General features: G+C 39.7%; 18 protein-coding genes. 6 read left to right on the top strand and 12 right to left on the bottom strand.

The genetic code is table 11. From position 1 onward, the window contains the following. Positions 1–30: 30 nt before the first annotated feature. From B3E92_RS15985 to B3E92_RS15950, 8 genes are all read right to left on the bottom strand, one after another. Complete coding sequence (locus B3E92_RS15985; protein ID WP_286802916.1) at positions 31–438, bottom strand: alkaline phosphatase; 408 nt, start codon at positions 436–438, stop codon at positions 31–33. Positions 439–582: 144 nt separating this feature from the next. Further along, positions 583–1749, bottom strand: a complete 1167-nt coding sequence (locus B3E92_RS15980) for a glycoside hydrolase family 76 protein (protein ID WP_115046519.1) — start codon at positions 1747–1749, stop codon at positions 583–585. A 55-nt stretch (positions 1750–1804) separates the two neighbouring features. Continuing rightward, a complete protein-coding gene (locus tag B3E92_RS15975; protein ID WP_088163117.1) occupies positions 1805–3436 on the bottom strand; it encodes a RagB/SusD family nutrient uptake outer membrane protein in 1632 nt (543 codons plus the stop codon). 12 nt (positions 3437–3448) lie between these two features. After that, on the bottom strand, positions 3449–6493 hold the full coding sequence (locus B3E92_RS15970) for a SusC/RagA family TonB-linked outer membrane protein (RefSeq protein WP_286709712.1): 3045 nt from the start codon (positions 6491–6493) through the stop codon (positions 3449–3451). Between the two features lie 570 nt (positions 6494–7063). Next, on the bottom strand, positions 7064–8779 hold the full coding sequence (locus B3E92_RS15965; protein WP_286802914.1) for a GMC oxidoreductase: 1716 nt from the start codon (positions 8777–8779) through the stop codon (positions 7064–7066). A 7-nt stretch (positions 8780–8786) separates the two neighbouring features. Then, the gene (locus B3E92_RS15960) at positions 8787–9275 is read right to left on the bottom strand and encodes a gluconate 2-dehydrogenase subunit 3 family protein (RefSeq protein ID WP_286727398.1); all 489 of its coding nucleotides are present in this window, start codon (positions 9273–9275) and stop codon (positions 8787–8789) included. An 88-nt stretch (positions 9276–9363) separates the two neighbouring features. Next, positions 9364–10023, bottom strand: a complete 660-nt coding sequence (locus tag B3E92_RS15955; RefSeq protein ID WP_286802912.1) for an HAD family hydrolase — start codon at positions 10021–10023, stop codon at positions 9364–9366. 36 nt (positions 10024–10059) lie between these two features. Next, positions 10060–10695: a DUF6266 family protein gene (locus tag B3E92_RS15950; protein WP_115046514.1), complete on the bottom strand. Its 636-nt coding sequence runs from the start codon at positions 10693–10695 to the stop codon at positions 10060–10062. A gap of 484 nt (positions 10696–11179) precedes the next feature. Between B3E92_RS15950 and B3E92_RS15945 the strand changes: the two genes are divergently transcribed. After that, complete coding sequence (locus B3E92_RS15945) at positions 11180–11791, top strand: fumarylacetoacetate hydrolase family protein (RefSeq protein ID WP_115046513.1); 612 nt, start codon at positions 11180–11182, stop codon at positions 11789–11791. A 13-nt stretch (positions 11792–11804) separates the two neighbouring features. Beyond that, entirely contained in the window at positions 11805–13535 is a 1731-nt protein-coding gene (locus tag B3E92_RS15940) for a M23 family metallopeptidase (protein WP_115046512.1), read from the top strand. Between the two features lie 235 nt (positions 13536–13770). On the opposite strand, the gene B3E92_RS15935 is transcribed toward B3E92_RS15940, so the two are convergent. Further along, positions 13771–14475, bottom strand: coding sequence for an IclR family transcriptional regulator (locus tag B3E92_RS15935; RefSeq protein ID WP_115046490.1), 705 nt, complete (start codon positions 14473–14475; stop codon positions 13771–13773). Between the two features lie 97 nt (positions 14476–14572). Here B3E92_RS15935 and B3E92_RS15930 point away from each other — a divergent pair, with 97 nt between their 5' ends. Beyond that, the gene (locus tag B3E92_RS15930; protein ID WP_070570201.1) at positions 14573–15295 is read left to right on the top strand and encodes a 3-ketoacyl-ACP reductase; all 723 of its coding nucleotides are present in this window, start codon (positions 14573–14575) and stop codon (positions 15293–15295) included. 135 nt (positions 15296–15430) lie between these two features. Here B3E92_RS15930 and B3E92_RS15925 read toward each other — a convergent pair whose 3' ends face one another. Further along, a complete protein-coding gene (locus tag B3E92_RS15925; protein ID WP_070570204.1) occupies positions 15431–15679 on the bottom strand; it encodes a hypothetical protein in 249 nt (82 codons plus the stop codon). 784 nt (positions 15680–16463) lie between these two features. On the opposite strand from B3E92_RS15925, the gene B3E92_RS15920 reads away from it, so the two are divergent. Continuing rightward, positions 16464–16925 carry a helix-turn-helix domain-containing protein gene (locus B3E92_RS15920; RefSeq protein ID WP_088163129.1) on the top strand — a complete coding sequence of 154 codons (462 nt, stop codon included), beginning with the start codon at positions 16464–16466 and terminating at the stop codon, positions 16923–16925. Between the two features lie 109 nt (positions 16926–17034). Here the strand turns inward: B3E92_RS15920 and B3E92_RS15915 are convergent, their stop codons facing one another. Beyond that, the gene (locus B3E92_RS15915) at positions 17035–17532 is read right to left on the bottom strand and encodes a hypothetical protein (RefSeq protein ID WP_286802911.1); all 498 of its coding nucleotides are present in this window, start codon (positions 17530–17532) and stop codon (positions 17035–17037) included. Positions 17533–17548: 16 nt separating this feature from the next. Beyond that, entirely contained in the window at positions 17549–17926 is a 378-nt protein-coding gene (locus B3E92_RS15910) for a hypothetical protein (RefSeq protein ID WP_112374984.1), read from the bottom strand. 197 nt (positions 17927–18123) lie between these two features. On the opposite strand from B3E92_RS15910, the gene B3E92_RS15905 reads away from it, so the two are divergent. Continuing rightward, positions 18124–19134 (top strand): helix-turn-helix transcriptional regulator, encoded by a 1011-nt coding sequence (locus tag B3E92_RS15905; RefSeq protein ID WP_286802910.1) that lies wholly within the window; start codon positions 18124–18126, stop codon positions 19132–19134. Positions 19135–19259: 125 nt separating this feature from the next. Beyond that, entirely contained in the window at positions 19260–19877 is a 618-nt protein-coding gene (locus tag B3E92_RS15900) for a hypothetical protein (RefSeq protein ID WP_112374986.1), read from the top strand. Positions 19878–19978 lie beyond the last annotated feature (101 nt).

The following is a 19978-nucleotide window of genomic DNA, read 5'->3' as shown; positions in this document are numbered from 1 at the left end:
CTTTGGGGCTTTTTGTTTGACGGGAAACAACTATTGTTGGAATGCTTTGATTGCCTGTCCGCGCCAAGCGGCATCAAGCGGTGCACCAAGCAACCAAGTTAACGTAGGCGCGATATCATAAATCATCAAAGTTTCCTTGATTTCTTTTCCTTTTGGCACACCTGGTCCGGTCATTACCCAAGGAATCTCCACCTCGGCCAGCGATTTACCACCGTGTCCTTTTCCGGTACCACCATGATCCGCAACAATAACAAAAATTGTTTCGTCTGCTATTCCCGCATCTTTTACAGCTTGCTGCAAGGTACCAATACGTCTGTCGACCTGTTTTAGTTCGGCATAGTATTCCGGTGTATTATGCCCGATATTATGGCCTACGCCATCAGGTTGGTCGAAATGCACAAAAGTAATCGTCGGTTTCTCCTTTTTTATGATATCCACGGTGGTGTTCAAATAGAAATTTTACAGCATCTATTATGTTAAGTAAACATTATTTAATCTCTCTAACCAATATGTTACAGAACAAAAAAAAGACGCTGAAAAATTATTTTCAGCGTCTTAACCTTATACCGTTTTACATCGATTTTAATACCCAGCTTTTGCCAACCGTGCGTACATTTCGACAAAAGCACACTGATCGAGCAGCCATTTCGATTTATGCTGATCCTTCAGGGTCCAGTCTGGACTGAAAAGCCCTGCTTGATCGCGCATATGCTGCCAGGCAAATTCAAGATTTTTCGCAAAAACGGTGAGATACCTTTGGTCGCCATTCACCGCAGCGAGCTCGATGTAACCACGCATCATTACGGCATGAAACCACAAATTGCTATTTTTCAATTTTGGGAAATTCAATTTCGCATCCGTTTCGAAAAAATAGCCTAGACAGGCCTCAGCCAGCTGTTGTGCATCCTCAAGGTACCGTTTATTTTTCGTTAACTTATAAAGCAGGGCTGCTGCCTGCAACATTTGTCCGGCGTTGTACGAAAACTTAGCTTTTCCAATCTTTCCATTGAGCTGCATATTGTCCCAGTATAACTTATCTTCGGGATCCTGAAGATTTCTTTTTGTCCATTCATAAAGACGTTCCCCTTCTTGCAGATAGGACCTATCATTGGTTGCCATAAATAACTTAAGTGCAAATACACTTGCTGGTGCATTCGAACAGGTATTTTTAGATTCCTTTTTCTGTTCACACCAATAAATGCCACCGCCGAGTTTATCATCCTCCCCACTCTTTACAAAATTCCAGATCTCTTTGGCCGAAGACAGGTAGTTTATTTTTTTTGTATGGATATAGCTATCGGTAAAATCGATACCCAACCAGATATTATCGTCATAAAAACGATCCGAGGGAGGAGCTGTATTTAAATAAGAAGCATAACCAACCGGCGACCGACTTTCATCCCTATATTCCTGTAGCCCAACCAGGACTTTTTTGTCAAGTATGAACTGAAATGCCTTTTTTGTTTTTGGTAATTCCATCAAGGCATTTACAGCCGAGAAACTACCCGAGAAAGGCCATAGATAAGCATATTTCTTTTGCTGCGCTGCCTGTTGATTATTATCCAGATAATCAGCTTTAAAGTTTTCATCAAAGGGATATTTTTCAGCCAAGAGCTGATTCTTGGTATTTCCAAACTTGCTATAGATGCTATCTAAAGTTTGGATAGCATAGTTCTGAAAATTATTTTTCTGTGCAAATAAGGTTACACCAATAAAGTTCAAAAGAAACAACGTAAAATATCTTTTCATGTGTTTTAGGTAAAAGAATAGTAGATACCTATACGGCATCTACTATTCCTGAACATTAATAACCAGGGTTTTGTTTTAAATTGGGATTGATTGCCAATTGATCCATCGGTACCGCATATAGTTCTTTATTCTTATCGTTCGTAGCTTTATGATCCCACCAAGATCCGGATATATATTTTCCGAATCGGATTAGATCTGTCCGGCGCTTTCCTTCAAAAATAAATTCACGTCCCCGTTCCGCCAGTAATTCATCCAGCGTCAATGTAGCGACAGTATACTGCGCCATAGGCCAGTCAGCCTTACTAAATGCTCTTTTTCTGGATTCATTGACCAACTCCACAGCCTCACTACTGGCTTTTCCACCATTCTTACGCATAAGTGCTTCAGCTTTATCGAAATAGATCTCCGTTAAACGATAAATAATATAATCATTCTCCCAGTAGTTGGCATCGTCCAAGGTACCTGATTTATATTTATTAAATCGAGCTCCAGAATTCTCTTCTCCTTTTGTCATACCACCTTCTGAAGTTTTATCACCTTCGCTTTCTCTGCGGATCGAATTGACAAACACCAGCGGTTTACCTGAATACTCTTCCGTTCCCAATACAGGTGTAGTGGTGCCGTATTTATATTGTGGTCCAAACAAAAACCATTCTTTCTTCCGCAAGTCATTTTCAGCATAGGCATTAAATGCGGTAGGGATAACAACAAATGCATTCCATCCACCGTAACCAACTTTGAGCACTTCCTTCATATAGTCATAACTCATATAGAATCCCGACCAATCGAATGTAAACCCCGCCTGTCTGCTATATTGAAATTGAAATAAGGATTCCGGATTCGCCGAATTGGTATTACTGAACAATGCATTCAAATCAGGGCTCAATTTGGGAGCCCCTCCAATGCCGCCAGCCTGTCCGGAAATAATCTTATCACAAGCAGCGATACATTCATCATTCATTGCCTTACCCGACCATTTTTCGGCATTGAGATAGAGTTCAGCCAGCATGGCATAACCCGCAGCCATAGATACCTGACCGATATTACTGGCCGAGGTTTTAGGCAACTTATCCACATTTTCTTCCAGCTCCTTCTGCACAAATGCAAAAACCTCTGTTCTCGGTTTGGTTTCGGGGTTAATAGGATCGGCTACCTTTGTCACAATAGGAACGTTGCCCCAAAGATCCATTATCTTAATGTAGTGAAATGCCCGCATTACTTTTAATTGCACAAGTATTTGCGTGCGTTCATCCTCTGTCAGATCCGCAATTTTAGCGATATCCAATTTCTCAATATCCTGAATAGCATTATTGACATAGCCAACGCCGCCCCACATCAACTCCCAGGCCCCACGCATTCGGCTTTCATTGCTTGTCCAGGTATGATAGTGCTGCCGGATATGGTCTCCACCGTCATATCCATGGCGTCCCTTTTGCGGCCAGGCCACCTGATCGGCACTTAATTCGGAATGATAATAAAAGCCATTTCCACCTGTAGGTGCAAGCCAGGCCTGCATATGTGTAAAAGGGCGGAGCGCAGCTTGCATAACCTCCCGTTTATTCTTATAAAAATTATCATCCTTGATCTTACTATACACTGTCTCATCCAACTTGGTGCAGGAACTAAAAGAGATACCTAAGGTAACAGTGCTCAGGATGGCGAATAAATATTTATTTGTTTTTTTCATAACCTTACTATTTTAAAATCCAACATTTAAACCAATTGTCCAAGATCTTGTTCTTGGATAGAAACTGCGCGAATCAATCCCTGCTTCAAAACCTGTATCCTGCAACTCTGGATCAATCCCCGTATATTTGGTCATGGTTGCGATATTTCTCCCTGTCGCATATACATATAGACTTTTGATATAATCAGTCTTTAGTTTAAAGTTATATCCCAATGTAATATTATCCAGTTTCACAAAACTTCCATTCTCAAGGTAGTAATCCGAATACTGTGGATCCTGTTTAAGGTCGGCATGTTTAGTAAAAGCACTTTCGAAAACATTATTAGGCAACCATTTTTGATTACCAAAGAACATATCCGCTGTATTTAAAATATCATACTTAAATTTCCCTCTGAAAAATACGGTCAGATCGAAGCCCTTATAGGCAAACCGGTTACCTAGCGACGCATTGAATTTGGGAACACCATTTCCAATATAGGCGCGATCATTATCATTTATATCCGCAATGGTAGCCTTGGAGCCGTCAGCTTTATAGAAGAGCCATTCTCCAGCATCATTCAGACCCGCATAACGTTTTCCATAGAAGGAACCAATTTCACCGCCTTCTTCAAGACGAATGGCATCTCCGAGATTACCTGGAGAGGGCAGACCGCCAAAAGTCATCCAATTACTCTTAAAGATATCATTGGACATGGTAACGAGTTTATTCTTTTGATAACTTCCCGCAAAATCCACCGTCCATTTAAAATCTTCTTTTTGAATTGGAACTCCAGACAATTGCAACTCAACACCTTTATTCGAAACCTCGCCTACATTGTACCAAATGTTTGTACTCACATAGGCTGGCTGTTGCGCCTTATATTGGTATAATAAATCTTTGGTTTTACGATTATAGACATCTAGAGACCCTGTTAGTCGGTTATTCCACAAACCAAAATCGAGCCCGATATTCAATTCGGCTTTTTGTTCCCATTTTAAGTCGGGATTGGGGTTCTGTGTCGGTCCATACGTTTGATAATAGATGCCATCCTGCGGATATACCCCACCTGTTCCCAACAAGATCAACGAATTGTAATTTGGGAAGCCCTGATTACCGGTTACCCCATACCCCACACGGAGCTTCAGATTGTTGACAAGCTCTTTATTGGAGAAAAAGTCTTCGTTTGTAATGGTCCATCCCGCAGAAATGGCAGGGAAATTACCCCATTTATGATTAGCACCAAATCGCGAAGATCCCTCTCGGCGAAGAATTGCACTCACAAAATACTTTTGGTCATAATTATAATTTACCCGTCCAAAAAAAGCAATCAATTTATTGTCTTCCTTAAATGAGCCCATCGATGGTCTTGGCAATTTGGTATTTGTCAGAGCCGTACCACTTCCCATGTCCCAATCTTGAAAAGCGTCTGTTGTAAAACCATTATTGGACATCTCAAACCGCTCATAACCATTATATTGAAAACTGTAACCGAGTAAACCCGTTATATTATGCTTGTCGTTGAATGTCTGGTTGTAATCAATTGTTGTTTCAAAGGTCTTGGACCAATTCAACTCATTTCTTTTCCAAGCATAGCCCATACCCTGATACTCAGAATTTTGGCGTTGGTCCCAATCTTTTATCGAACGATATTGACGATCGTTCCAATTATTTCTAAGATAGGATCCGAAGGCTGAGATGCTCAATGGTTCTATAATCTTGAGTTTCATACGTGCGTCTCCCGAAAAAGTTTCCTGATTGCGTTGATCTACACGGTTGGCCATACGATCCAGCGGATTAAAATTATTATAACCCTGGGTTTGGTAAAAACTTCCATCGGGATTGTATAGTGGAGCAGTTGGATTACGCTGGATTGCCTGTTCGAAATATTCCGTTTTTCCACCCAAAAGATCTGCTTTATTGAAATTGGCAGCAATATTACCGGAGAAAGTCAATCGATCTTTTAATCCAGTTTGCGAAAAATTGACACGACCGCCAAATTGCTGACGTCCATTCTGTTTAGCAATGCCTTCGGCATTTTCATAGTTAATTGAAGCACGGTAGTTGGATTTATCGCCACCACCGCTGGCAACAAAATTATGGAATGTTGAGAAATTACCTTTATTGATCAATTCGTCATACAAATCTGTTGAAGCGCCAAGGTCAAGATCAGGTTTATTCTGTCCGTTGACCACATAATCTCTAAATTGCTGCGCACTCAGCATCGAAGGTTTCTTTGCGACAGACTCATGTTGACCATAGGTATAATATTCAAATCGTGGTTCTCCAGATTTGCCTTTTTTAGTGGTTACTAAAATTACACCACCATTACCCCGCGTCCCATAAATAGCCGCTGCAGATCCGTCCTTTAACACGTCTATGGATTCAATATCTCCTTGCTTGATCAAATCTAGATTTCCACCAGGAATGCCATCAATGACAATCAGCGGGGAGTTTCCGCCTTTCATGGAGGCCATACCCCGCAATTGGATATCTGAACCAGCATTTGGATTACTGCCCTGGGTTCTCGTCACATTTAGCCCGGCAACTTTACCTTGCACCAGATCCATTGGGTTGCGCATACCACCTTGATTGAAATCCTTTTCTTTTACAGAGGCCACTGCTGAAGTCACTTCACTTTTCTTTTGCGTACCATAACCGACAACAATAACCTCCTCCAATTGGTCTTCTGTCGCGGATAGTCGAATATCAATCGGGGCATTTCCTATTACTTTGACTTCGTTTGTTCGATAACCAATAGACGAAACGACAAGGACATCTCCTATCTTGGCTTGCAGGGCAAAATTACCCTGACCATCCGATGTTGTACCTTTTACTGATCCCTTGACGGTAACCGAAACACCGGAGACCCCTTCTCCAGTCTTCGCATCCTGTACCTTTCCTTTAATTAAATCCTGAAACTTAGCGACCTTATGGGTAAAGGTCTCTTTTGGATCTTCCCTCTTGGCGATGACATGCGCATTTGCCTGATGTATCGTCCCTGCGATAATAGCCAACGAAAAAAACAGCTTGGTATTTTTCGTTAAGCGGGCAAATGATTCTAAATCGATTCTGCTCATATAATTAGTGATTTTGGTTTATAAAACGTTTTAACTTTGATAAGCTTAAACGGTCATGTTTAATTAGTATCATCTTCAATAATTAATACGAATACCTGATCCCCATCTCTATCGTAATAGATTAAATCTGGCAGTCTATTAATTATTTATAATAGTGATTTGGTTTATAAAAACGTTTTAGCAAAAAGATGCTTAGAACGCCTAGTTTAATTTAGTTTCCCTTAATTGATCGTTTTAAAATCGATCTGCTTTCTTAAAATTGCCTGCTATATTCCATTGCTTTCACTTAACAGAAAACGTCTGGGTTCAAATGTCTATGGTATTATTGCCGCATAGAATCTGCAATAAAGTCTGCTAAATCGCTTTTGCTTTTGTTGTAAAATTTTTTGGTTTCCCTATTTTGGTTTTTTAATTGCTTTTTTTTGATTACTTATTTGTTCATTAATTGTTTATTCGTTATTGTTTTCCTTTTTGGTTATTCTTCTTGGTTTTAGCGTGCTATTCGGGTGGAAAGATAGCACTTTAATTTTACAGAGGAAAGATTTATTTTCAAAACCTTTCCCCTGTAAACTAAATATTTCCTTTCTTCATCTCGCTAATCGCATAATCGACAGATCGTGCCGAAAATGCCATATAGGTCAATGAAGGATTTTGTGTTGATGTCGAGGTCATACTTGCACCGTCTGTGACAAAAACGTTTTTCACAGCATGCATCTGATTCCATTTATTCAATACCGAAGTTTTCGGGTCGTGCCCCATACGTGCACCACCCATTTCATGGATATCCAAACCTGGAGCTTGCCAGTGTGAATCCGGGCGAATGTTTGTGAAGCCAGCATCCGTAAACATCTCCGTCATGACAGCAATGTAATCCTTTTTTATTTTTTCATCATTCTCATCATAATCGACAGCAATTTTTAACAAAGGAATACCCCAGTCATCTTTCTTACTGCTATCCAATGAAACCATTCCCGATTCTTTTGGTATCGTTTCACCCATCATGTGAGATCCAACCTGCCAAACACCTAATTTAGGATTCAACAAATTGTTTTTCAGATCTAGCCCTAAGCCCGAACGATCGGACTCTTTACTACGCGAAGCTCCGAAACCGGCGGCATAGCCCCTTAAAAAGTCCGTTTCCTGTTTGTGCAAGTTTCTGAAACGTGGAATATACCCTCCACCTGCTGGATTCCGCCCTTCGGCCGTAAAATCCAACAGTCCTTCATACTCTGCATAAATTCGTGCGCTATAGTTGTGAAAAGCAACATATTTTCCGAGCACACCACTATCATTACCCAAACCATTTGGAAAACGGTTCGATTTAGAATTCAATAAGATCAAATTCGTATTGATTGCAGCCGCATTGACAAAAATCAGTTTGGCATAAAAATCAATTTCCTCTTTTGTATTGGTATCAATAACACGTACACCCACTGCCTTTCCTTTTTGTTCATCATAGAGGATTGAATGAACAACAGAAAATGGACGTAGCGTCATATTCCCGGTCTTGGCGGCCCAAGGAATTGTCGTTGCATTAGAACTGAAATATCCACCAAAAGGACATCCGCGCTGACAAAGTACGCGATTCTGACACTGTACACGTCCTTGTTCGATGTGAATCTGATTTGGTTTAGATAGGTGTGCACATCGTGCTGAAATAACTTTGCGCTCCGGAAATTTCTTTTGGACGCTTTCTTTAAAATACTTCTCGACAATATTTAAGGGGTAGCCTGGCAAAAACTCGCCGTCCGGCAATTCAGGAAGTCCATCGTGATTACCGGCAATACCGGCAAATTTTTCGACATAAGCATACCAAGGCGCCAAATCAGCATAACGTATCGGCCAATCTACTGCAAAACCATCTCTCGCTGGCCCTTCGAAATCAAAATCAGACCACCGTTGCGTCTGTCTCGCCCATAATAAGGACTTGCCGCCAACCTGATAGCCTCTGATCCAGTCAAAAGGTTTCTCCTGAATATAAGGGTGTTCCTTGTCTTTTACAAAAAAATGGGCCGCATCTTCATGGAATGCATAACATTTGCTGACAATCGGATTTTCTTCTTTTACTTTGAACGGCATCTCGTTCCGATGCTCAAACTCCCAAGGCATCATATTGGTGGTTGGGTAATCCTTGATATGTTGTACATCACGTCCACGCTCCAAAACCAATGTTTTCAACCCCTTCTCGCACAACTCTTTTGCGGACCAACCGCCACTAATTCCCGAACCGATCACGATCGCATCGTAGGTTCTGTTTTTTTCACTGTCAATATTTAGATTTGCCATGTGCTATTTATGCCTTAACTTTTACCGCACCATTGTACGGACCTGGAATAAGTTTATAGATCACCTTATTCTTCATCACGTATTCTGAATTCATATACCCCTGAATTGCACGCGATTTGAAGGTCTCAAAAAAAGCCCTCTCGTCGGTTTGGTCTTTTAACCCCGCCAAAGTGGTCTCAGTCGCTTTGCTATTTTTTAAATTCAACTGTTTTCGCAACTTGTTGAAACCGGCGACAAATTTAGCCTGATTTTCTGGCGACTCACAATCATCGACCATTTTAATAACGAAAAGATGCAGATTCAGCTCCTTTCCTCCTGGTGTATCCGATTTTGGAATCAGGATGTTCGCCAGATCGCCCAAAAATTGCTCATCTTCGGCCGAAATCTTCAACTTATTTAATACAATTGATGCACCTCCATCATTCAGACAGGACGACAAAATTGTCAGTCCGCCAGCTATAATGAAAAATTGTTTTATTGCGGTTCTACGGTTCATAATTCAGAGTTCCCTTTACAATTCGATAATATTACATATATCCGAATAAAAATACAAATGCTAAAACGATTAAATGATTTTACAACCCTCAAATCCAGTGCGCCAACAAGGCTTTCGCCTCGAATAAGTTTTCCACAATGTTATCAACAGCTGTTAGTCTAGCACGTTCTACCTCTTGCTTCGTAACTGCAATCAACTGTAAGCCTGCTCCCAATGCCGATGTACTTCCTGTCGATGTATCCTCAATAGCCACACAGCGGTCGGCTGGTAGACCCAGATGTGTCAATGCCAAACGATAAGGTTCAGGATCGGGCTTTGGCAACTCCACACACTCACGCGTGACAAAAAACTCAAAATAATCCAAAAGCTCATGTTTGCCCAAAACAGTATCGACAGTGCTTCTATAACTTGAGGTCACCAGCCCAATACGGATATCTTCTGCTTTCAAAAAAGCTAAAATTTCTCGTGCTCCAGGCATCAATTCTATATCGCTCATGTTAGAATCGGCATAAGCCGCACGTGTACGCTTCCACATATGTTCTTCCGTCACGTCGTAGCCATAGTCCTCGGTAAGACGCTTGACATTATGTGCTAAAGTATGTCCAGCAAAATCGCGAATCCAATCTTCATAGCTGATCTGAAGGTTAAATTCCTGTTTTAATATAGGTGCCCAATTTTTGAAATAGAAATATTCCGAATCAATTAACGTACCGTCTAGATCGAACAATACCGCCTGTATTTTATTCATAGTGTTAAAGATACACAAGTAGGTGGAAAAATCCTATTAAATGACGCCACAATAGGTCGAATTTGAGAATGCACCATGATAGGTATCCCAAAACCCGATGTAGACATGATAATCAGCTTTCTGATTTAATTCAACTGGTACATTGACGAAACATTGACCATCCTTAGCAGATGCAACTGCTGGTTTTAAGGAACAGAAATCATTTAAGCTAACAAATGCTAGATTTAACTTATAAATTTCATCATCATACGCTGGGTTTGGTATCCATTCCAAAAATATACGTCCTTCACTCACACTCACCTTAGTACCCTCAGGCGGTATTAAATCCCCCACAAACACGTTCAAATTTTCAAAATTCACGACGGGATTATAGTCAGTATCAAAAGCCAACACATCATTGAAAACATGCTTTTGCGCAAGCTGAAATGCACCATATTTAGATCCATTTTCTTTTTTTAACTCATAGCCAAAATCAAAGACAGCTTTGTTCTCTGCACAAAATTTTCCGACAGCCTTCATTTTTTGGCGATGTAATCGCTGAGCTTCAGTCGGAGGTTTACTACTTTTCCTCCTTGCACCCCGAATAATCCATTGCCCCATACGATTGTATCCATATATCGATCCAACTTTACCCCGGAAACCACCATTTGGACCATCTTCTAATATAGCCATATTTTAAGTTTTTTGTTTAATATCATCTTAATAACAACCTCCTAACAATTGATTTGGATTTATGTTTGAATTAAGTTAGGTATAACTTATTATTAGGTTAGATATAGTTTAGGTCTTAATTAGGTATAACCTATATTATACCTAACTAAAACCTAAACAAAACCTAATTAAAACCTATATAAATAGCAATCTTAATTTAAATTAAAATGGACTTGCTTCTCTTCATTTTTGGATAACCATCGGACATTTGCTAAGTTTGTTGTGGCAAGCGAAAACACAGGTTTACTGGGTATAAGTCCGCAACAAGCTTTAGGAAGATAGTCATATGATCTTCATGGAAGTTATATGTCTCCGCCACGTGTAAGACGCTCACATAAAAAGCGGAGCCATCTTTGGATCTGGCTTCAAACATCCTCGCGATGAACGTCGAGCTAAAGCGCTTGCCAAGAAATCTGAAAGCTTCATTGCCTTAAAAATTTATATCATGAAAATAATTGCAATCGGTCGCAATTACATCGACCACGCGAAAGAACTCAATAATCCAGTCCCAGAAAATCCCATTATATTTTTAAAACCCGATACTGCGGTATTAAAGGATAACAAAGATTTCTATTACCCCGAATTCTCCAAAAACATTCAGTTCGAAACCGAAGTTGTCCTCCGGGTCTGTAAAGAAGGAAAGCATGTCACGCCCAAATTTGCGTCAACGTATTATGATGCCATTGGTCTGGGCATTGACTTCACCGCCAGAGATGTACAGCAGGAACTTAAAGCGAAAAGCCTTCCCTGGGAATTGGCAAAAGCATTTGACCATTCTGCAGTGATCAGCAACTTGATTCCTAAAGGAGAGCTTGCAGATGTGAACTCGATTGAGTTCTCCCTGCAGCAAAATGGACAAACAGTCCAGCAGGGAAATACCAAGGATATGATATTTTCCTACGAAGATCTGATTGTATATACCTCCAAATTTATTACCCTCCGCAAAGGTGACCTCATTTACACCGGAACTCCAGTTGGTGTCGGATCTGTAGCCATCGGCGATTTATTGGAAGGTTTCATCGGCGAACAGAAGATGTTTAGCTGTAAAATTAAATAAGCTCGGACATCTTATGACAACAAAAAGAATAGCATTACTGGCCTTCCTCACTTGTACGGCAGGCCTAAGCCAAGGGCAAGATATTATCAAAAGTCGCAATTATCCACAAAATTATTTTGTACGCCCCATGGATATTCCTCCACAGGCTTCGGGATCGTTTGGCGAATTGCGCGCGACGCATTTTCATGGCGGAGACGATTACCGCACACAACAACGCATCAATATTCCTGTGCATGCAGCGGCGGAAGGTTTTGTATCCCGCGTCAGGGTACAGATAGGTGGTGGTGGTAATTATGTTTACATTGATCACCCCAATGGTTACACCTCGGTATACATGCACCTAGAGAGTTTCAATTCAGATCTTGCTAAAATCATCAAAGATGAGCAGTACAAGCAGAAACGTTTTGATGTCGATGTATTCCTCAAACCAAATCAGGTCCCGGTGAAAAAAGGTGAGTTTATTGCAAATTCGGGCAATACCGGTGGTTCAGCTGGCCCACATCTTCATTTCGAAATCCGGGATACAAAAGCACAATTGCCGCTCAATCCGCAATTGTTTGGACTGTTGTTTCCAGACGGTGTCAAACCGATTATCCGCGGTATGACGGTCTACGATTTGGGTTCCGAAATATTCGACGAAAATACACCTCGAAGACATCAGACGATCAAGTCGGCTGGCAATGGTACCTATAGCTTAGCGAGTACCGCGCCGATACCTGTGAATGGTACCTTTGGATTGGGAATCAACACCGTTGATAAACGGAGAGGAATCTCTTTTACATATGGTGTATATTCGATTGAACTATTTTTAGACAATAAAAACATCAGCACGGTACTGTTCGAATCCATTCCTTTTGATCAGACCCGTGCGATCCAGTCTTACGTAGACTACCCTTATTTAAAAAAATCAGGGGTACGCGTGCAAAAGAGCTTCAAAGATCCTAACAATCCGATCAACATCTTCAAAAACTTGGATAACCTCGGTAAAATCACGTTGAAAGACAATGAGGTGCATGAGGTAAAATATGTGGTTAAGGATGTTCAAGGGAATACGAGTGAATTGAATTTTAAGGTGCAGAATAACCCTTCACTTTCCATCAGCCGCCCAAATGCGAAGGGGCTTAAAATGTTTCACTATGCCGATGAAAACAAATATGAAGCGGAGAATGCTCGGGTTTATATGAGCAAAAATATATTGTATGACGACCTTTACTTCAATTATTCGCAGGGAGCAAAACCTGCAAAAGGCTACTCGGCAATGCACTATATCCACAACGCTTATACACCGGTGTTCGGATTTTATAAGCTCATGATCAAACCAGACTACAGCTTGTCTGAAAATCTTTATGACAAAGCCTTGATTGTTTCTTCTGATGGCGGAGCACAAGGTGGTCAATATGAGAACGGCTGGGTGGTAGCCAACGTACGCGAATTTGGTGGTTTTTACATCGCTGTCGATACCATTGCACCAAATATCACTGCGCGTAACCTGACCGACGGCAAGAATGTTTCCAATCAACGCTCCATCGATTTTACCATCAGTGACAATCTATCGGGTATAGCTACTTTTGACGCTTATATTGACGGGAAATGGGCTTTAATGAAATATGACCCTAAAACAAGACATATCTGGCATGACTTCGAACCGGAACTCAGCAGTGGCAGACACGACTTTAAACTTGAAGTGAAAGACAACAAAGGGAATTTGAAGGTCTACGAGGCTTCATTCTCCACATCGCGTTAACAGCTAATTTCAAACTTACAACATTTCTCCGACCTGATCTGCTACATTAATTGCAATTTTCGATTTTTGGTTCAAACAAAAGGGAAATGATAAAATGAGTAAAGGAAAAGAGTCCTGGAATTGGCGAGGACTCTTTTCCTTTACTCAACAATAATCAATGTTACATTTTTAATTGTCACAGTACAATAAGCATGATGCATTCAATATACACGCTATAGAACGATTATCGTGTAGATTAAGATACCTTATTCTTTAATAATGATTGAATGATCTGTATTCCCTGTTGCATTTCTTTAGTTCCAAAACGATACGATGGGCCTGAAATACCAATTGCTGCCAATAATTTATTATTACTATAAATTGGTACCGCTACGCAATTCATCTCTTTTTCCAAACGTTCATAATCTTCAGCATAGCCTTTTTCTATTACATTATCGAGTTGCTTTTGCAATTTGATTTGTTCTGGCTCGATGAGATTAACCATTAATTGTTTGGTCAAACTCGGTGAATGTGCCATAAAAACATTGCCCAAAGCCGAATTCATTACATCCATTTCTTTACCTACTTCTAGACTTATACGTACAGAGCGTTTGGGATCGCTTTTTAGTTCGTGCCGCATATAGGATCCTAGCTGTATGGTTAGATAAGCGGTTTCACCGGTGAGTTCGGTTATTTTTTCTACGATAGGACGATAGTCTGTCTTCAGTGTAGCGGTAGAATATTCCGTTGGGATGAGGTGATGCATTTTGCCTGTGAGGTAATATCGGGTAGAAAGTTCCTCTTGATCTGCATAGCCCATCTGCACCAAGGTTTTAACAAAATTATGTACCGTAGATTTTTTCATATCCAAACCTGATGCAATATCTTGTATACGCACCCGATTACCGTTTTGTACCATATAATCCATAATGAGAAATAGCTTCTCGACCGACTGTATCATGTTATGTTCATTATTACGGAACAAATTTACATTTTAATGCTCAATAGTCGTTTATAATAAAATAAAAACAGAATTTTGCGATATATAAAATAGAAATATGCAAGATTTAAAAAATAAGAATGCCCTTATCACAGGTGCTGGTAAAGGGTTAGGTAAAGCGATGGCTTTGGAATTGGCAAAAGAAGGGGTCAATATCGCTCTGGCAGGTCGTACAGAAAAAGATTTGTTACGGGTAGCTGCTGAAATCAGCGCCATTAACAGCGATGTAAAAGTGCAAACTTATGCCTTGGATGTCTCAGATTATACAGGTGTACAAGACACGGTAAAAAGTATTTTGGAAACTTTTGAAACTATTGATATTCTTATCAATAGTGCCGGAGTTTTGGCTGTAGGAGGTATCAACGAATTGCCAGTTGAGCAATGGGAGCAATCTTTCAAAATAAATGTATTTGGAACGTATTATATGATCCACGAGGTATTCCCGGAAATGGTCAAAAACAATGGTGGTGATATCATTAACATAGCATCTACCTCAGGTTTGAAAGGTTCTGCAAAAATGAGTGCCTACGGAGCATCAAAAGCAGCGGTGATCAATCTTACCGAGAGTGTGATGCAAGAAGGCCGCAAGTCCAACATTCGTGTATCGACCATCAACCCGAGTACCATTGCCACAGATATGACGGTGAACGCCAACTTCACCGATGGAAACGAAGAAAAAGTATTACAGCCGGAAGATTTGGCGACCCTAGTCGTACACCATCTGAAATTGCCAAAACGTGCTTTTGTAAAAGAATTTAGTTTGTGGTCTACCAATCCATAAGGTTTTTTATTGTCAACGTTGTAAGAAGAGGCTAACTGAACTACGGTTAATTTAGCCTTTTTTATCATCATTATTTTGATAAACCTTTTTATCAGGAGTGTAGATGGTGATAAAGTGACTAATTATTTCCCGCCCCTAACCCTTGTCAGTGTTTTTCTTGAAATACCTAGGTAAGAAGCGATCATATAAAGCGGAATGCGATTGTAGATATTGGGGTAATTTGATACAAAATCTTCGTAGCGTTTCTGGGGTGAGTTTTTGAGTTGATGCATAGTTTGCTACCATTCCCTCTCTGTGGAGCAAAGCTCCCTTTTTAATCTGTCTGTATTCGCCGTATTGCCCCATGAGTTCCTCGTCTTCTTGCGTCAAAGTTCCTTTTTCCATAATCCATGTTTAATTGGTTTATCACTTTTACAGATCTCGACCGGCTCTGACGGATTTTTTGGAAAACCTTGATCTTATGATAGGTATATTAAAGCTGAATAGCACATTGACAAAATTGGTATTGATATATTTCTTATTAAACAGATTTAAAGCGAGCGCCCACCTTTGTGTATACGAATTATTGATATGCTACGGAAAACGAGTAAGCGAACGCCAATTGTGTAAGTTTCTATCAAGAGCATGCCCACCTATCGTATATACTTTTAGTACTGTTGAGCGCGTGAGAAACTAGTTGTGCATAATATAGATTTTGTACTTGAAATCACTTTCAACCTGCGGTGTCACAAACGGTCAGCTATTCTTATATGTAGCACACGTAAGACAGCCACTTTATGCATACGTTATAAAGTTTCCTTATTAACAAGGAACGGCCTCAGTTGTGTATATTAGGACAAGAAGCCTTATCGCAGATCGTTGGTCTCCCGATTTTTCACAGCAAGGCCCACCCTTTGTATATACCGAACTCTAGTACAAATAAATAGTATTTAGTGAGTGATCGTTATCCTCACCCTAAGGCTTCACAAGCAGCCTCATTATTTTTAATTTTTATTGATCTTATAAAATTTCTTTCAATACCAATAGGTCAAAGAGCATTCAGCGGTTGCTGTTCGTTACAATAATAATTCGTAACTTTAAAGGCAAAGTTATTGCATTACTTATTATTTTAGGGTGTGGTATTCCACCGATTTACCGGTAAAAAACCACCCTCTAATTTTGCTAGATTATGAATACTATTTTTAAAGAAAAAAACGAAACCATGCATATCGGTCACAATATTAAACGCATCCGTGAGATTCAGGGAATTAAGCAGGAGGCTTTCGGTCAGCTTTGCCGCAACAAGTACTCGCAGCAACGGATTTCGGACTTTGAAAATATGGTCGCACTCGATGAGCCGCTTTTAGAAGAGCTGGCTACTGCATTGGGGGTAACAGCTGAATTTGTTCAATCTTTTAAGGATGAGAATGTAATTTATAATATACAGCATTCACATACATTTAACGATCACTCAACCAACTCTAGTCAACATTCCCAACCAACATTTAACAATGATGGATCAGATAAGCTGGTCGCATTGCTTGAAAAATTTATTGAGGAGGATCGAGCGAAGACACAATCCATTGCAGCATTGAGCCAGGCGGTGTTGGACCTTACCAATGAAGTAAAAAAATTGAAGGAAGGAAAATAGTACTCCGTCGTATAAAAATTATAAAAAAGGGATGTTCTGCAAGAATGAACATCCCTTTTTTATGACTATTCATTTATAAATCTAAGTGAATAATATTGTTAACGACAATTTATCTACCCAATGCTTTGCGACGTTCGATTTCCGCTTGTAGGCTTTGGAACCAGGTTTGGTAGACCTGCGGCTCATAGATCATTTGTTCTTTTGTATCTTTATTCACCTGACCCCAGTAACCGTTGCGGCTAGACTCAGACCCTTCGTACATGGTAATCTTGACTTCCGTTACTTCATCATTTATCGGTTCTATATAAAACATCGCTTTGGAAGTATTGGCATCTTTGGCTACACCCGTCCAAAAACGCTGGGAGGCCGCATTTTTGTTTTCAATTCTTTTGCTGGCGTTGATCAATCCTGTTTCTTTATCGGCGCGATCAATGATATAGCTTTCGGAATGTAGTAGACTGATTACTGACTTGAATACGAGTTCTTGATTAGATTCCAATTGCTTTGTGGTCATCATCTTTACTTCACTAGGTGATTTGGTAACCATTTTTGTAGCACATGAGCCAAATAGGATGGCAATACATAATAATGTAATAATTTTTTTCATTTTGTGTGTTTTAAGGTTAAAATGCGGTAGATATAACGGAATAATCTGCAACAATATCTTTTTCATCAAACGTAATGATCAGATCAAAAGATCTACTGCTGCTGCTTTGGCTCGCACGTTGACCAGCAAAAAAATCTGTTGATCCCGCTTTTTGTTCGACTGACATCTTGTTGTAGCTCCAGACTTCACGGTTTGATTTATTTTTGGAAACAAGATTTGGCGATCCAAATAGTTTGAGGATTTCGTCTTGTGTTGTTTCACCTTTGATGATTCGGCTTTTGACCACCCCCATGGTCAGGTTGCTCTTTTCTGTGGGGCCCTCACTGCCATATTTATAACTTTGGCAAGCGCTCAGCGATAAGATCAATAATCCTGAAAGTAGTAATTTATACATAGTTAAATAATTTTGGCAAACATATCCAGTTCATTTCACTCCACATTACGGGTTACCGTATGGAATGAAATTATTGAAAGAATAAACTCACTACAAAGCAAATAAGGTCCTGTGCACTGTATGTTCACTGGTTTACGATCTTCTGTGCACATACGATGCATAGAAAAGCCTTATCTTTGTTATAGACCAATAAATTAATGATGGCCACCAACAAACATGCAATTATACGTTACGAAGCCTTGGACAGGTGTTTTTCCAACAAAGGCCGGAAATTTTTTATCGATGACCTTATCGAATATGTCTCGGCAGCTTTAATGGACTATACTGGCAGGAACTCCTCTATCTCTCGCAGACAAATATTGAAAGACATCGATTTTATGCGTAGTGAGACAGGTTTCCGAGCCCCAATAGCATCTTTTAAAGATGGGAAAAAGACCTACTACCGTTATGCCGACGGAGGATATTCGATCGGCATGCAACAAATCAACCCCGTGGAAGCTGATTTACTAAAAATGACGCTGGATATGTTAGGAAGATTTAAAGGTTTGCCCCAATTTGATTTTGTCCAAGAACTGGCGTTGAAACTCAAAAAGAGTTTTCAATTGGAGGATCTGGACGAATGCATCTTTTTTGACCAAAATGAATACCTTAAAAATCTCCATCTTTTGGGAGATTTGCTAAAATTCATACAGCAAAAACAAGTATTGACCGTACGGTACAAATCGTTCAATCAAGATAAAGAAGAAGATTTTTTAATACATCCATATTTTCTGAAACAATATAACAAGCGATGGTTTCTCTTTGGCCAGCGGGGCGGCTTTGATACTTGGACCAGTCTAGCGCTGGATCGTATGATTACGTTTGAGTCAGCCGAAGGTATCGCATTTAGTCTTCAGAAGGACACGCATGAAGCGTACTTCGAAGATATAATAGGCGTTAGTAAACCTATTGGCGGCGCTTGTCAGTTTGTCAAAATCAAAGTGAATAAGTCGCTATGGCCATATATTGAATCGAAGCCTTTACATCCTTCACAGACTGTTATCGAACGCGGCTCGGAATATATCATCTTGCAACTGGAGATTATTCCAAATTATGAGTTTTATGCTCAGGTACTAGGTTTTGGTCCTGCTGTGGAGGTCATTCACCCTAAGCAACTTCGGGAAGATTTTAAAGCCAGAATAGAAGAAAGTTTAAAACAGTATACGTAAGTCTTTCAATTTCTGCCTCACAAATTCTCCATATAATTGCGACCGAAGGCAGACGATCTGACAACTATGCATATAGAGTGCACATACACTATTTACATTTGTATTATAAACTAAAACAAATAGAAATGATGACTTTTTTTAAAACTAGCGATCAACGCTATGAGGTAGAAAATCACCTTTTTTGGATGTATCGCGTCACTTACGAAATCGAGATGCATATTAACGCTGTCCTTAATTTAGATAGATTAATATCCGAGAATGGATTACGAGGTGATCTTAGTACAGATATGATTTTTTACCATAACGAATTAGCATTAATCCGTACTGCTTATATTTTGAAAAACAACCCTAAAGATGATGAGAAGCACTCATTAAACTGTTTGAAAAACTATCTCGAAGGTAACCAAGTAAAAACAAGCAATGCTTTGATTAAAACAATTTTGGATAAAATATCACTTTTTTATAAAAAGTACCAAGGAGATATAGATAAACTTATAAATAAAAGAGATGCCGAGGCTCATGAATTTAAAACCAAAGAGCAAATTAAGATTTCGAATGAAAATCCAATCTCCTTTAACAAACAAATGGAGGTAATTCAAGAGGTCCGAAAAATAATCAACGATTTATATGTGGTGCTCTTTAGGAGAGATATGTCTCCTGATTTAAAATATCCAATTGATTTGTATGGTAAGATATACGAGCATAGTATAGAAATAATAGCTTCAAATTTAGACAGGAATTAATATACTACAAAAAGGTAAAAAATCCTAGCGAAGTTTTTTGATTCTTTCGTAGCGATCAAAAAGAACAAAAACAAATCTTTACCTTTACAGAGCAAAAAAAA

This window comes from Sphingobacterium sp. UBA6317 (genome assembly GCF_002440385.1).
Taxonomy (GTDB): domain Bacteria; phylum Bacteroidota; class Bacteroidia; order Sphingobacteriales; family Sphingobacteriaceae; genus Sphingobacterium; species Sphingobacterium multivorum.
The sequence above is the reverse complement of the archived record's forward strand: the minus strand, read 5'-3'. Positions and strand labels throughout refer to the sequence as shown.

Coding starts and splice junctions, on each gene's coding strand:
- B3E92_RS15905 (WP_286802910.1), top strand. CDS start 18,124: ATGATGGCCACCAACAAACATGCAATTATACGTTACGAAGCCTTGGAC.
- B3E92_RS15980 (WP_115046519.1), bottom strand. CDS start 1,749: ATGAAAAGATATTTTACGTTGTTTCTTTTGAACTTTATTGGTGTAACC.
- B3E92_RS15970 (WP_286709712.1), bottom strand. CDS start 6,493: ATGAGCAGAATCGATTTAGAATCATTTGCCCGCTTAACGAAAAATACC.
- B3E92_RS15900 (WP_112374986.1), top strand. CDS start 19,260: ATGATGACTTTTTTTAAAACTAGCGATCAACGCTATGAGGTAGAAAAT.
- B3E92_RS15910 (WP_112374984.1), bottom strand. CDS start 17,926: ATGTATAAATTACTACTTTCAGGATTATTGATCTTATCGCTGAGCGCT.
- B3E92_RS15975 (WP_088163117.1), bottom strand. CDS start 3,436: ATGAAAAAAACAAATAAATATTTATTCGCCATCCTGAGCACTGTTACC.
- B3E92_RS15945 (WP_115046513.1), top strand. CDS start 11,180: ATGAAAATAATTGCAATCGGTCGCAATTACATCGACCACGCGAAAGAA.
- B3E92_RS15920 (WP_088163129.1), top strand. CDS start 16,464: ATGAATACTATTTTTAAAGAAAAAAACGAAACCATGCATATCGGTCAC.
- B3E92_RS15960 (WP_286727398.1), bottom strand. CDS start 9,275: ATGAACCGTAGAACCGCAATAAAACAATTTTTCATTATAGCTGGCGGA.
- B3E92_RS15955 (WP_286802912.1), bottom strand. CDS start 10,023: ATGAATAAAATACAGGCGGTATTGTTCGATCTAGACGGTACGTTAATT.
- B3E92_RS15950 (WP_115046514.1), bottom strand. CDS start 10,695: ATGGCTATATTAGAAGATGGTCCAAATGGTGGTTTCCGGGGTAAAGTT.
- B3E92_RS15915 (WP_286802911.1), bottom strand. CDS start 17,532: ATGAAAAAAATTATTACATTATTATGTATTGCCATCCTATTTGGCTCA.
- B3E92_RS15940 (WP_115046512.1), top strand. CDS start 11,805: ATGACAACAAAAAGAATAGCATTACTGGCCTTCCTCACTTGTACGGCA.
- B3E92_RS15930 (WP_070570201.1), top strand. CDS start 14,573: ATGCAAGATTTAAAAAATAAGAATGCCCTTATCACAGGTGCTGGTAAA.
- B3E92_RS15935 (WP_115046490.1), bottom strand. CDS start 14,475: ATGATACAGTCGGTCGAGAAGCTATTTCTCATTATGGATTATATGGTA.
- B3E92_RS15965 (WP_286802914.1), bottom strand. CDS start 8,779: ATGGCAAATCTAAATATTGACAGTGAAAAAAACAGAACCTACGATGCG.
- B3E92_RS15925 (WP_070570204.1), bottom strand. CDS start 15,679: ATGGAAAAAGGAACTTTGACGCAAGAAGACGAGGAACTCATGGGGCAA.